We start from the raw sequence: 12,588 nt of genomic DNA, 5'->3' as shown, positions 1-12,588 counted from the left end.
GTGACGAGCGCCGCCCACGGCCTTAGTATGGCGTTTTCCTTTTCCGACAAGGCCCGTCCATGACGATCGAAATCCGCCCGGCGACCCCCAGCGATGCCCCGCAAATCCTCGCCTTCATCACTGAACTCGCCGATTTCGAAAAGGCCCGCCACGAAGTCATCGCCAGCGTTGCCGACATCGAACGCAGCCTGTTCGGCGAAGGCGCCACCGCCCACGGCCTGATCTGCCTGCGCGATGGTCTGCCGATCGGTTTCGCGGTGTTCTTCTTCAGCTATTCGACCTGGCTGGGCAGCAACTGCCTGTACCTCGAAGACCTCTACATTACCCCCGAACAACGCGGCGGCGGTGCTGGCAAAACCTTGTTGCGTCACTTGGCGAAAATCGCCTGCGACAACGACTGCGGCCGCTTCGAATGGAGCGTGCTGGACTGGAACACGCCGGCCATCGATTTCTACAAGTCCCTCGGCGCGCAACCGCAGGAAGAATGGGTGCGCTACCGCATGGATGGCAAAGTCTTGCGTGAGTTTGCCGAGGGCTGAGCACGATGATGGCAATCCGGCAGTAATTCGATTGTCGCCAGCGCTCTAGTCCGGCATTCTACGCGCCATTTTTGCGCGCTCACGGACGACACCTGCAATGCCTCTGGCACCACTTCTCCACGCCCGTGGAGCCTTCGCTGCGTCAACGAGTGACCGGCGATGAGCGGACTACGGGCGTCAATGCGTCTGTATGGCCTGGTGAAAAATTCAGGCTCGACCGACCACCTCCAACGTCAATCGGTAGACATTCTCTGCACCGTCAATCGTACGGGCGGCGAAGCCATCCGCGCGTTCGTGTCACGCCTTGATGCCGAGTTGATGACCCGCAGCGCCGGGCTCGCCGAGTACCGCGTGATACCGCTGCGCACCTTCGATCCGACGGCGTTTATCGACGCCCATCAAGGCTGGCTGATGCTGCACATTTGCTGTGGTTTCGTCGCCCCTGCCGGGCATTCGCTGCTCAAGGACGGCGGGTTGATGCCGATGGGCTGGTACGTCTATTCCGAGATCGGCCAGTGGACGGCCCAGCATCATCTCGACCTCGGCGCACAAATGGCCGAACTGCTGCAATCGACTTACGAGCGTAATCACCTGCGCCACTACAACGCTTGGCTCAACGAGCTGGACGATGCGACGCCTGCCGAGCTGGCATGGCAGATCGACGAAGCCTGGCAGCATCTGCAATTCGCTACACCCCCCGACAGCCGTGAGCATTGCCACGCCCTGTTCGACCCCGTCGACAACCGCTGGCGCTTCGCCGCGACCGACATCGATATTCATCAGCCGCACCTGGAACTTCTGAAGCAAGGAGCTTTGAATTGAGTGGTAAACCCGCTGCACGCGTCACCGACCCGACCGCCTGCCCATTGCCAGGCCATGGCATCAACCCGATCGTCTCCGGTTCACCTGACGTCTTCTTCGACGGCCTCGCCGCCGCGCGCATGACCGATAAATCGGCGTGTGGCAGCCCGATTACCGGCGCCGTTTCCGGCACCGTATTCATCAACGGCCTGAACGCGGCCACGCTCGATAGCACCGGAGGCCACGGCAATGTCGTGGTGGGTGGTTCGGGGACGGTGATCATTGGACAGAGTGGTGGAGGGGCGGCGTTTAGCGGGTTGTTGCCGATGCCGGTGCATTTCAATGATCGGATGCAGGTAGTCAACGAGATAACGGGAGAACCCATGCCCAATCATCCTTACGCAATTCAACGCGGCGACGGACGTGTCGAGCACGGCATTACAAATGATGCGGGTTTCACTCATACGGTGAGCTCGCACATACCCGAATCCATCAAGTTGTTCGTGGAGTAGGTTCGATGACTGCTGAAAACCCTGATTTGAAAGGATGCCAAAGGCTGGTCGTGACCCATGACTTGACCTGTAAAACCGATGGAACGGTTAAGCAGGCTACGGTTACTCCGAAAAAGATTGCGCTGTTTTTTGTGGGTGGAGCGGGCGATAAAGAAAGTTATTACGGAACCGGGCCTAACAATAACGTTGCCGAAGCACTGAAAATATTTGTGAAGAATATGGATGCGGAGGGGCTCTGCGCGGATACGTACGACGCACACCATATTGGCTATAACGCGTTTGTCAGTGAAGACGGGCTCAAGGCAAGCGTACTGGATAAAATTTCAGACCTTACGACACCGGTCTACATTATCGGACACAGTCTGGGAGGGTGGAACGGGGCTCACTTGTCAAAAGTCCTGGCCGACAAGGGGTACCGAATTCCGGTTCTGGTGACTCTTGATCCGGTCGGAGAAGGACAGATTGTATGGGGTATTTCCAATATCTATCAGAAAGAACCTACGCCTAAAGCTGAATATTGGGTTAATGCAAGAGCCGACGCCAAGGACTGGAATTTTTCTGACCTTGTGGCAGATTTCGGAGAGCAGTGGGATATGAAAAACGGTCCGAACATGAATGGCAGAGTTGACGTGAACCATGCGGATGCCTGGGCAATTTATATTGCCGATCTTGGGGCGGGGATGTCAGCCAGAGATGTTTTGATGGAATCGGTGGTGTTGCATTTTAAAGGGAGGAAATGTGCGTAATTTAATTTTGTTTTTGATGTTTTCGCTGTGTGCTTCATGTGCGATCAGCCACGGAAAACCTACTGCCAAAATCGAATATCTGGGAGTCGAGCGATACTTGGACCGAAACATCTATCAAGTCAGATTTTCATCCGATGTCGATGTCGACAAACTATTCAAGTCAAAAATAAGCCAGTCTTTGCTCTGCTCTTTGGGTGAGGGGATGGATTTCTCGCAACCGCGCAATCTGAATCAGTATGGTGAGGGCTGGATTGAACCCGTTGCGCCTGCTGACGGAACAGCCTTCAAAGCGGATCTGATGTTTCGCAGAGTGAAAGACTCATCGAGTGACACGCTGATGAGCAGCGAGGATTTACGCACTGTGTTAGCGGGCCGACAGTCAATCGCGTGCAAAGTCAGAATCAACTCCTACTCTTACAAAATTTACTATTCAGACGTGATGAACATTCCTGTTGCTGATCTGCTAAAGGAAATCAACAAGTACTAAGTAGGGGCTTCCTGCCTGATCGCAGGAAGCCTTGATCCGGTTTAATACTCTTCTGTCGTTCCCAGTTGCCACTGAGCAACCCATCAAGCGCCTTTCGCACGGAAACCTTGAAAGCTCCGGTCTTCTTTTCATCGAAGGCCGCTTTCCAGCAGGCGTAACCCTGACTGAAATCCGCCATCTGCTCTTTCTTGTTAGTCCCATAATGTGGGATTGATATTTATATATTGAGATATGGCAGCTCGTGGGTTTATAGTCCAACGCACTCACTGCCAAAAACAAAACAGGTGAAGCGATGCTGGCGCAATTGATCGCGCTCGATTGGGGGACGACCTCATTACGTGCTTACAAACTCGCGGCGGACGGTGTGGTGCTGGAGCAGCGCGCGCTGTCGTCCGGGATCATGCAGTTGCCCAAGACCCCGCGAATCATCAACGGTCGCGAATGTGCCGACGGTTTTGAATTGGCCTTCGATGAGGCCTGCGGCGACTGGCTCGATGCGCAGCCGGATCTGCCGGTGATTGCCTGCGGCATGGTCGGCAGTGCGCAGGGCTGGCGTGAAGCGGCCTACTGCGAGACGCCGGCGAACGTCGCCAATCTCGGAAAATCCCTACAAACAGTGATCAGTCTGCGCGGCACCCGGGTGCATATCGTGCCGGGCGTGATTCAGCGTTCGCGTCTGCCGAACGTGATGCGCGGTGAAGAAACCCAGGTCCTTGGCGTCCTGCAGAATCTGCCGGTCGAGGCGGGCGCTGATCTGTTGATCGGCCTGCCGGGCAGTCACTCGAAATGGGTGGACGTGGTCGATGGCTGCATCACGCATTTCGACACGTTCATGACCGGCGAAGTGTTCGCCGTGCTCAGTGAACACAGCATTCTCGGCCGCACCCAGCAGCAAGTCGCGACGTTCGATGCTCTGGCGTTTGACCGTGGCGTGCAGGTTGCGCAGTCGGCAGACGGCGAGCTGGGCGTGCTGTCGACGTTGTTCAGTGCCCGTACCTTGGGTCTGACCGGCGAACTCAGCCCGACCGCGCAGGCGGATTATCTGTCCGGCCTGATGATCGGCCATGAACTGGCGGCACTCGCCACGGTTCAGCGGCGTCGCCGCGACAAGCCGGATCTCCCTTCGATCATCCTCATTGGCAATGCACAACTCTGTGCGCGCTACAGCCGCGCGCTCGATGCCTGTGGTTTCGCCAACGTGACACTGGCCGAGCAGGCCACCGAGCGTGGCTTGTGGCAACTGGCGCTGGCCGCCGGACTGATTGATTCCTCATCCCGTTAACCCTGACTGGAGGCTTGACATGCTCAAGCAAGCATTGGCGCAAAACGGTCTGATCGCGATTCTGCGTGGCCTGCATCCGCAGGAAGCCGGCGCTGTCGGAGAAGTCCTGTATGCGGCTGGATTTCGCGTCATCGAAGTACCGCTCAATTCCCCTTCGCCGTACGAAAGTATCCGCATCCTGCGCAAGACATTGCCCGCCGATTGCCTGATCGGTGCGGGCACGGTGCTGACGCCGGAGCAGGTCGAGTTGGTGAAAGAGGCCGGCGGCCAGGTGATCGTCATGCCGCACAGCGATGCCAAGGTCTTGCGCGCCGCAAAAGCGGCGGGGCTGTTTCTGTCGCCGGGTGTTGCGACGCCGACAGAAGCGTTCGCGGCGCTGGAGGAGGGCGCGGACATTCTCAAGCTGTTCCCGGCCGAGCAGATGGGCCCGGCCGTCGTCAAAGCCTGGCTCGCGGTGTTGCCATCCGGGACGGTGCTGGCGCCGGTCGGCGGCATCACGCCGGACAACATGCAGGCGTTTATCGACGCTGGCGTGAAAGGCTTCGGCCTCGGCTCCGGCCTGTTCAAACCGGGCATGACGCCGGAGCAAGTGGCGGTGAATGCCCAGGCCTACGTGGCCGCGTGGAAGGCGCTTCGCTAAGACTTTTTGGCGCTGCGTGCGCTATCCAGATAAGAGCTGCATTTACAAAAAGAGAGCAGAGATGAAAATCACCAAACTCACCACCTTCATCGTTCCGCCGCGCTGGTGCTTCCTCAAGGTCGAAACCGACGAGGGCGTGACCGGTTGGGGCGAGCCTGTGGTCGAAGGCCGCGCGCATACCGTCGCGGCTGCCGTTGAAGAATTGTCCGACTACCTGATCGGCAAAGACCCACGCAACATCGAAGACATCTGGACCGTGCTCTATCGCGGCGGTTTCTACCGTGGCGGTGCGATTCACATGAGCGCATTGGCCGGTATCGATCAGGCGCTGTGGGACATCAAGGGCAAGGCGCTCGGGGTGTCGGTCAGCGATCTGCTCGGGGGCCAGGTGCGTGACAAGATTCGCGTGTATTCGTGGATCGGCGGTGACCGTCCGGCGGACACCGCGCGTGCGGCGAAAGAGGCGGTGAGCCGTGGTTTCACTGCGGTGAAAATGAACGGCACCGAAGAACTGCAGTTCCTCGACACCTTCGAAAAAGTCGATCTGGCGCTGGCCAACGTCGCCGCCGTGCGGGATGCGGTCGGGCCGAACGTCGGCATCGGTGTCGACTTCCATGGCCGCGTGCACAAGCCGATGGCCAAGGTACTGATGAAGGAACTCGATCCGTACAAGCTGATGTTTATCGAAGAGCCGGTGCTCAGTGAAAACTACGAAGCCTTGAAAGAACTGGCGCCGTTGACCAGCACGCCGATTGCACTCGGTGAGCGACTGTTCTCGCGTTGGGACTTTAAACGCGTGTTGAGCGAAGGCTACGTCGACATCATCCAGCCGGATGCTTCCCACGCCGGCGGCATCACCGAAACCCGCAAGATCGCCAACATGGCTGAAGCCTACGATGTCGCGCTGGCGTTGCATTGCCCGCTGGGGCCGATTGCACTGGCGGCGTGTTTGCAACTGGACGCGGTTTGTTACAACGCGTTTATCCAGGAGCAAAGCCTGGGCATCCATTACAACGAGAGCAACGACTTGCTCGACTACGTGAAGGATCCACGGGTGTTCGATTACGACAAAGGTTTCGTGAAGATCCCGAACGGCCCGGGGTTGGGCATCGAGATCAACGAGGAATACGTGATCGAGCGCGCGGCGGTCGGGCACCGCTGGCGCAACCCGATCTGGCGCCATGCCGATGGCAGTTTTGCCGAGTGGTGATTCCCTTCTGATTCACCACAGTTCAAATGTAGGAGTGAGCCTGCTCGCGATTCGATGTGACATCGAGCATTGATGTTACAGACAAGACGCTATCGCGAGCAGGCTCACTCCTACAGGGATTTGTGCAGGCCTCAGGCCGACCTCAATAAACATAAAAAGAGGCTCTCCCCATGCAACCGCAAACCCTCACCGGGCAGGCGTCTTTAGTCACGCCTAGCCGTAAGCGGTTTTTTATCATGGTGTTGCTGTTTATCACCGTGGTCATCAACTACCTCGACCGCAGCAACCTGTCGATTGCCGCGCCGGCGCTGACCAGTGAGCTGGGCATCGATCCCATTCACGTCGGCCTGATTTTCTCCGCGTTCGGCTGGACCTACGCCGCCATGCAGATCCCCGGCGGCTGGCTGGTCGATCGTGTGCCGCCGCGCATTCTTTATAGCGTTGCGTTGTTGTTGTGGTCTGTGGCCACTGTAATGCTTGGTTTCGCAGCCAGTTTCATCGCGTTGTTCGTCTTGCGCATGGCGGTCGGTGCACTGGAAGCCCCGGCGTATCCAATCAATAGCCGCGTAGTCACTACCTGGTTCCCCGAGCGTGAACGCGCCACGGCCATCGGTTTCTACACCTCGGGTCAGTTCGTCGGTCTGGCATTCCTGACGCCGGTGCTGGCCTGGTTGCAACACGAATTCGGCTGGCACATGGTGTTCGTCGCGACCGGCGCGGTGGGCATCATCTGGGCGGCGATCTGGTACGCGGTCTATCGCGAGCCACGAGATTTCAAAGGCGCCAACGAAGCGGAAATCGACTTGATCCGCGAGGGCGGTGGTCTGGTGGATATTCAACAAGAGTCCGCCAAGGTCAAAGCCAAATTCAGCTGGACCGACTTGGGCATCGTGCTCACCAAACGCAAGTTGTGGGGCATCTACCTCGGCCAGTTTTGCCTGAACTCGACGCTGTGGTTTTTCCTGACGTGGTTCCCGACTTATCTGGTGAAGTATCGCGGCATGGACTTCATCAAGTCAGGCCTGCTGGCGTCGCTGCCGTTTCTCGCCGCGTTCGTCGGTGTGCTGTGTTCGGGGTTCTTCTCAGACTTCCTGATTCGGCGCGGCTACACAGTCGGTTTTGCGCGCAAGTTGCCGATCATTGGCGGACTGCTGATTTCCACCTCGATCATCGGCGCCAACTTCGTCGAGTCGACGCCGCTGGTGATTGCCTTCCTGGCGCTGGCATTTTTCGGTAACGGCCTGGCTTCGATTACCTGGTCGCTGGTCTCGACGTTGGCGCCGGCACGGCTGCTCGGCCTGACGGGCGGGGTGTTCAATTTCATCGGCAACCTGTCGGCGATTGCCACGCCGATCGTGATCGGTTTCCTTGCCAGCGGCGATTCGTTCGCGCCGGCGATTACCTACATCGCGGTTCTCGCCTTGATCGGTGCTCTTTCTTACGTGCTGCTGGTCGGCAAGGTCGAGCGTATCGAGTTGTAGTGATCCGCGTCGGGCGACCATAATGCCGCCCGTTCCCTCGCTCAACGGTAAAGGCTGGATATGCAGGAAGACGCTCCGGAAAAAACCAAGGACGCCGCGCCCACCGGCACCCAGACGCTGTTACGTGGCTTGGGTGTGGTGCAAGCGGTGGCCAGCGGCGCCCGTGATCTCAAGGAGATCGCCCGGCTGATCGGCACCACGCGCAGCACCACCCATCGTCTGGCCAGTTGTCTGGTTGATGAGCGCTACCTGCGCGTGGTGCCGCAAGTCGGTTATTTGCTCGGGCCGAAGCTGATCGAACTGGGTTTCCAGGCACGCGAAGAATTGCCGCTGGTGACTCTGGCCGCACCCTATCTGGACGAGTTGTCGGCGTTGACCGGCGACACCGTGCACTTGGGCATTCGTGAAGGCGATGAAGTGCTGTATCTGCTGAAGAATCCGGGGCGCAATGGCCCGGAAATGCGTTCGCGGGTCGGCCATCGCATGCCGTTGGCACGCACCGGGATCGGTAAGGCGTTGATGCTCGATGATTCGCCGAAAGATTGGCAGCGTCTGTACGACATCAGCCTGCCGGCGGGTGGGAAAAGTCAGTTCTGGCCGCAGCATCCCCAGCAGTCGTGGGAACAGCTCGAGCAGCGCATGACCGAGTACGTCGCCGGTGGCTACGCCTTCGATCTGGAGGACAACGAACCGTCGATCCGCTGCGTGGCGGCGCCGATTCGTGATGCGAGCAAGGGCATTGTCGCGGCGATCAGTATCGCCAGCACCGTGCCGTACATGCCGCTGGAAAAAATGGCCGAGCTGATTCCCCTGATCAAAGGGGTTACAGCCCGGCTCTCGGCAGAGCTAGGCCTGAAGGTTTAAACCTTGAGCGTTGCCATGTCGATCACGAAACGGTACTTCACGTCGCCAGCGATCATGCGCGCGTAAGCTTCGTTGATCTGGCGGATGTCGAGCATTTCGATGTCGCAGGTGATGTTGTGCTCGGCGCAGAAATCCAGCACTTCCTGGGTTTCAGCGACGCCACCGATCAACGAACCGGCCAATACGCGACGGCTCATCACCAGTTTGCCGGCGTGTACCGGTGGATCAATCGGCTCGATCAGACCGACCAGAATGTGCACGCCGTCGAAGCGCAGGGTGTCGAGGTACGGGTTGAGATCATGCTGCACCGGAATGGTATCGAGCAGGAAGTCGAAGTAACCGGCAGCCGCTTTCATCTGCTCGGCGTCGGTGGAAACGATCACGTGATCGGCACCCTGACGACGACCTTCTTCAGCCTTGCTCGCCGAGCGGGTGAACAGCGTGACTTCAGCGCCCATGGCCTTGGCGAACTTGATGCCCATGTGGCCGAGGCCGCCCATGCCGAGAATCCCGACTTTGTCGCCCGCTTTCACACCGTAGTGCTTGAGCGGCGAGTAGGTGGTGATGCCGGCGCAGAGGATTGGCGCGGCGCTGGCCAATGCGAGTTTTTCCGGAATGCGTACGACGAAATGCTCGCTGACGACGATGCTGTCCGAGTAACCGCCCATGGTGTTGCTGCCATCGACCCGGTCCGGAGTGGCGTAGGTCATGGTCGGGCCTTCGAGGCAATATTGCTCAAGGTTCGACTGGCAGGCTTCACAGGTGCGGCAAGAGTCGACCATGCAGCCGATACCGACCAGATCGCCGACTTTGTGCTGAGTGACATTCGCACCGATCGCGGTGACTTTTCCGACGATCTCGTGGCCGGGCATCAACGGGTAAACGGCGATGCCCCATTCGTTGCGCGCCTGGTGGATGTCGGAGTGGCAGACGCCGCAGTAGAGAATTTCGATCGCCACGTCGTCGGCGCGCGGGCTGCGACGTTCGAATTTCATCGGGGCGAGGGGCGTGGTGGCCGATTGGGCGGCATAACCGATGGCGGTGTACATGTGAAACCTCGCAAAAGCAGGAACAAGTGAGGCGGCGCATTCTGGGCGCCGACTGTCGGTCCGGCCATGACGATTCCTCCGGGTCTCATGCCTAATCCTCCGGCATGCGGGTTTGATCGGTCGCATTGGCAAAAGGATCTGCGATGATGTTTTCATCCCCTTTTTCCGTGATTTTTTGTGAAGAGCAATTCGATGCAATTGACCCGTCATCTTGATGCCAATGCCCGGCTGGTTTCGCTGATCGAACCGCTGGCGCTGCGCGACGGTTATTCCCCGACCGGGTTGCCCGGTGTGCAAGTGTTGCGCGCCAGTTGCGACGTCGCCCGTGGCCCGCACATCTATGAGCCGAGCCTGATGATCATCGCCCAGGGCAGCAAACTGGCGTTTCTCGGGCCGCGCACCATGGAATACGGTGCCGGGCATTACCTGATTCAGGCGCTGCCGGTGCCGTTCGAATGCGAGACGTTTGCCTTGCCGGATGCGCCGTTGCTCGGGGTGTCCGTGGCGATTGATCGGGTATTGCTTGGTGAGCTGGTGCTGGCCATGGGGCTGGCGCCAGGTCGGCATATTCCGGCACAGACACCGGAGTCGATGACCTCGGTGGTGCTCGACGATGACATGCGTGGCTGTGTCGAACGTTTGCTCAGTTGCCTGCACGATCCGCTGGAATGCCAGATTCTCGGGCCGGCGCGGGTGCGTGAGTTGTTGTTCGTGGCGTTGCGTGGGCCGCAGGCCGACGTGTTGCGGGCACTGGTTGAGCAGCAAGGGCAGTTCGCCCGGGTGGCGGCGTCGATCAGTCATCTGCATGCGCATTACACCGAGCCGTTGAATGTCGAGACCCTGGCCGGTTGCGCGAACATGAGCGTGTCGACGTTTCATGAGCATTTCAAGCGCAGCACGTTGTTGTCGCCGGTGCAGTATTTGAAGCGTTTGCGCTTGTTGAAGGCGCAGACGTTGTTGGTCGCCGAAGGCCTGGGTGTGGCGCAGGTGGCGCATCGGGTGGGGTATCAGAGCACGTCGCAGTTCAGTCGCGAATACAAGCGCTACTTCGAACGCAGCCCGGGTGACGAGCGCGCTGCCTGAGCCTGCACAGATCCCCTGTAGGAGTGAGCCTGCTCGCGATAGCGGTGTGTCTATGACGATGATGTCGAATGACACACCGCTATCGCGAGCAGGCTCACTCCTACAGTTGTTTTGTGGTGTTAGAGGAATTTTGGGCAACAAAAAGGCCCCGATTCAGGAGCCTTGTTGTTCAGCGGTTCGACTTACATGTTCGGATAAGTCGGGCCGCCAGCGCCTTCCGGCGTGACCCAGGTGATGTTCTGCGAAGGGTCCTTGATGTCACAGGTCTTGCAGTGCACGCAGTTTTGGGCATTGATCTGGAAGCGCTTCTCGCCGTCTTCCTTGGTGATCACTTCGTACACGCCGGCCGGGCAGTAGCGCTGCGCCGGCTCGTCGTATAGCGGCAGGTTCTTGCTGATCGGGATGCTCGGGTCGGTCAGCTTCAGGTGGCACGGCTGTTCTTCTTCATGGTTGGTACCGGAGATGAACACCGAGCTGAGTTTGTCGAAGCTGAGTTTGCCGTCCGGCTTCGGATAGTCGATCTTCTTGCAGTCGGCCGCGAGCTTGAGGCAAGCGTAATCCGGCTTGGTGTCGTGCAGGGTGAACGGCAGTTTGCCGCCGAAGATGTTCTGATCCAGCCAGTTGAAACCGCCGCCAACGATGGCGCCGAACTTGTGGATCGCCGGGCCGAAGTTGCGGCTGGCGAACAGTTCGTCGTAGAGCCAGCTCTTCTTGAACGCGTCCACATAAGTGGTCAGTTCTTCAGTGCCGTCCTTTTCCGCGAACAATGCATCAGCCACCGATTCAGCGGCGAGCATGCCCGACTTCATCGCGGTGTGGCTGCCTTTGATCTTGGCGAAGTTCAGGGTGCCGAGATCGCAACCGATCAGCGCGCCGCCCTTGAAGACCATTTTCGGCAGCGAGTTCAGGCCACCTTTGCAGATCGCGCGAGCGCCGTAGCTGATGCGCTTGCCGCCTTCAAGGTACTGAGCCAGCACCGGGTGATGCTTGAGGCGCTGAAACTCGTCGAACGGCGACAGGTAGGTGTTGCTGTAGGACAGGTCGACGATCAGACCGACCACCACCTGGTTGTTTTCCAGGTGATAGAGGAACGAACCACCGGTGTTTTCGGTGCCCATGATGTCCAGCGGCCAGCCGGCGGTGTGGACGACCAAACCTGGCTGGTGTTTGGCCGGGTCGATTTCCCAGATTTCTTTCAGGCCGATGCCGTAGTGCTGGGCGTCGGCATCGCTGTCGAGGTTGTAGCGCTTGATCAATTGCTTACCAATGTGGCCACGGCAGCCTTCGGCGAACAGCGTGTATTTGCCTCGCAGCTCCATGCCCGGGGTGTACAGGCCTTCTTTCGGATTGCCTTCACGGTCGACGCCGAGATCACCGGTGATGATCCCGCGAACCACGCCTTGTTCGTCGATCAGCGCTTCCTGAGCGGCGAAGCCTGGGTAGATTTCTACGCCGAGGTTCTCCGCCTGTTGGGCCAGCCAGCGGCACAGGTTGCCGAGGGAGATGATGTAGTTGCCTTCGTTGTGCATGGTCTTGGGCACAAAGAGGTCTGGAATTTTCTGCGCGTTTTCGGCGTTTTTCAGCACGAAAATATCGTCGCGGGTGACTGGCGTGTTCAGCGGGGCGCCGAGTTCTTTCCAGTCCGGGAACAATTCGTTCAGAGCGCGTGGTTCGAACACGGCACCGGACAGGATGTGTGCGCCGACTTCGGAGCCTTTTTCGACCACGCAGACGCTGATTTCCTTACCGGCTTCGGCGGCCTTCTGCTTCAGACGGCAGGCGGCGGACAGGCCAGCGGGGCCGGCACCGACGATGACCACGTCGAATTCCATGTATTCGCGTTCCACAGGCTATCTCCTACTCAAGGCTCAACAGTTTTTTTTCTAATTTGGAG

At 58.8% G+C, this 12,588-nt stretch carries 13 protein-coding genes; 11 read left to right on the top strand and 2 right to left on the bottom strand.

The window, feature by feature from the left end; translation table 11 throughout:
* The first annotated feature begins 59 nt into the window (after positions 1–59).
* The 10 genes from U6037_RS20960 (at position 60) to U6037_RS20915 (ending at position 8,562) form a co-directional block, all read left to right on the top strand.
* Positions 60–539 (top strand): GNAT family N-acetyltransferase, encoded by a 480-nt coding sequence (locus U6037_RS20960; RefSeq protein ID WP_053122551.1) that lies wholly within the window; start codon positions 60–62, stop codon positions 537–539.
* Between the two features lie 159 nt (positions 540–698).
* Positions 699–1,361, top strand: a complete 663-nt coding sequence (locus U6037_RS20955; protein ID WP_322844395.1) for a hypothetical protein — start codon at positions 699–701, stop codon at positions 1,359–1,361.
* Positions 1,358–1,852 (top strand): PAAR domain-containing protein, encoded by a 495-nt coding sequence (locus U6037_RS20950; RefSeq protein ID WP_322844394.1) that lies wholly within the window; start codon positions 1,358–1,360, stop codon positions 1,850–1,852. The genes U6037_RS20955 and U6037_RS20950 overlap by 4 nt, the downstream gene beginning before the upstream one ends.
* Before the next feature lie 5 nt (positions 1,853–1,857).
* Positions 1,858–2,598 (top strand): alpha/beta hydrolase, encoded by a 741-nt coding sequence (locus U6037_RS20945; RefSeq protein WP_322844393.1) that lies wholly within the window; start codon positions 1,858–1,860, stop codon positions 2,596–2,598.
* The gene (locus tag U6037_RS20940; protein WP_322844392.1) at positions 2,591–3,085 is read left to right on the top strand and encodes a hypothetical protein; all 495 of its coding nucleotides are present in this window, start codon (positions 2,591–2,593) and stop codon (positions 3,083–3,085) included. Before U6037_RS20945 ends, U6037_RS20940 begins: the two co-directional genes overlap by 8 nt.
* A 292-nt stretch (positions 3,086–3,377) precedes the next feature.
* A complete protein-coding gene (locus U6037_RS20935; RefSeq protein WP_322844391.1) occupies positions 3,378–4,367 on the top strand; it encodes a 2-dehydro-3-deoxygalactonokinase in 990 nt (329 codons plus the stop codon).
* Between the two features lie 19 nt (positions 4,368–4,386).
* Positions 4,387–5,007, top strand: coding sequence for a 2-dehydro-3-deoxy-6-phosphogalactonate aldolase (locus tag U6037_RS20930; protein WP_322844390.1), 621 nt, complete (start codon positions 4,387–4,389; stop codon positions 5,005–5,007).
* A 61-nt stretch (positions 5,008–5,068) separates the two neighbouring features.
* Entirely contained in the window at positions 5,069–6,217 is a 1,149-nt protein-coding gene (dgoD, locus tag U6037_RS20925) for a galactonate dehydratase (protein ID WP_008085519.1), read from the top strand.
* Between the two features lie 170 nt (positions 6,218–6,387).
* Positions 6,388–7,698 carry an MFS transporter gene (locus U6037_RS20920; RefSeq protein ID WP_322844389.1) on the top strand — a complete coding sequence of 437 codons (1,311 nt, stop codon included), beginning with the start codon at positions 6,388–6,390 and terminating at the stop codon, positions 7,696–7,698.
* A 60-nt stretch (positions 7,699–7,758) separates the two neighbouring features.
* Positions 7,759–8,562, top strand: coding sequence for an IclR family transcriptional regulator (locus tag U6037_RS20915; RefSeq protein WP_008085521.1), 804 nt, complete (start codon positions 7,759–7,761; stop codon positions 8,560–8,562).
* On the opposite strand, the gene U6037_RS20910 is transcribed toward U6037_RS20915, so the two are convergent.
* Positions 8,559–9,611 carry an NAD(P)-dependent alcohol dehydrogenase gene (locus tag U6037_RS20910; protein WP_322844388.1) on the bottom strand — a complete coding sequence of 351 codons (1,053 nt, stop codon included), beginning with the start codon at positions 9,609–9,611 and terminating at the stop codon, positions 8,559–8,561. The genes U6037_RS20915 and U6037_RS20910 overlap by 4 nt on opposite strands.
* Positions 9,612–9,803: 192 nt before the next feature.
* On the opposite strand from U6037_RS20910, the gene U6037_RS20905 reads away from it, so the two are divergent.
* Complete coding sequence (locus tag U6037_RS20905; protein ID WP_008085522.1) at positions 9,804–10,694, top strand: AraC family transcriptional regulator; 891 nt, start codon at positions 9,804–9,806, stop codon at positions 10,692–10,694.
* Positions 10,695–10,876: 182 nt separating this feature from the next.
* Here U6037_RS20905 and U6037_RS20900 read toward each other — a convergent pair whose 3' ends face one another.
* Positions 10,877–12,541 (bottom strand): electron transfer flavoprotein-ubiquinone oxidoreductase, encoded by a 1,665-nt coding sequence (locus U6037_RS20900; RefSeq protein WP_322844387.1) that lies wholly within the window; start codon positions 12,539–12,541, stop codon positions 10,877–10,879.
* Positions 12,542–12,588: the final 47 nt, after the last annotated feature.

The sequence above is a fragment of the Pseudomonas sp. B33.4 genome, assembly GCF_034555375.1.
Taxonomy (GTDB): Bacteria; Pseudomonadota; Gammaproteobacteria; order Pseudomonadales; family Pseudomonadaceae; genus Aquipseudomonas.
The sequence above is the reverse complement of the archived record's forward strand: the minus strand, read 5'-3'. Positions and strand labels throughout refer to the sequence as shown.

Coding starts and splice junctions, on each gene's coding strand:
- U6037_RS20960 (WP_053122551.1), top strand. CDS start 60: ATGACGATCGAAATCCGCCCGGCGACCCCCAGCGATGCCCCGCAAATC.
- U6037_RS20955 (WP_322844395.1), top strand. CDS start 699: ATGAGCGGACTACGGGCGTCAATGCGTCTGTATGGCCTGGTGAAAAAT.
- U6037_RS20945 (WP_322844393.1), top strand. CDS start 1,858: ATGACTGCTGAAAACCCTGATTTGAAAGGATGCCAAAGGCTGGTCGTG.
- U6037_RS20935 (WP_322844391.1), top strand. CDS start 3,378: ATGCTGGCGCAATTGATCGCGCTCGATTGGGGGACGACCTCATTACGT.
- U6037_RS20930 (WP_322844390.1), top strand. CDS start 4,387: ATGCTCAAGCAAGCATTGGCGCAAAACGGTCTGATCGCGATTCTGCGT.
- dgoD (WP_008085519.1), top strand. CDS start 5,069: ATGAAAATCACCAAACTCACCACCTTCATCGTTCCGCCGCGCTGGTGC.
- U6037_RS20920 (WP_322844389.1), top strand. CDS start 6,388: ATGCAACCGCAAACCCTCACCGGGCAGGCGTCTTTAGTCACGCCTAGC.
- U6037_RS20915 (WP_008085521.1), top strand. CDS start 7,759: ATGCAGGAAGACGCTCCGGAAAAAACCAAGGACGCCGCGCCCACCGGC.
- U6037_RS20910 (WP_322844388.1), bottom strand. CDS start 9,611: ATGTACACCGCCATCGGTTATGCCGCCCAATCGGCCACCACGCCCCTC.
- U6037_RS20905 (WP_008085522.1), top strand. CDS start 9,804: ATGCAATTGACCCGTCATCTTGATGCCAATGCCCGGCTGGTTTCGCTG.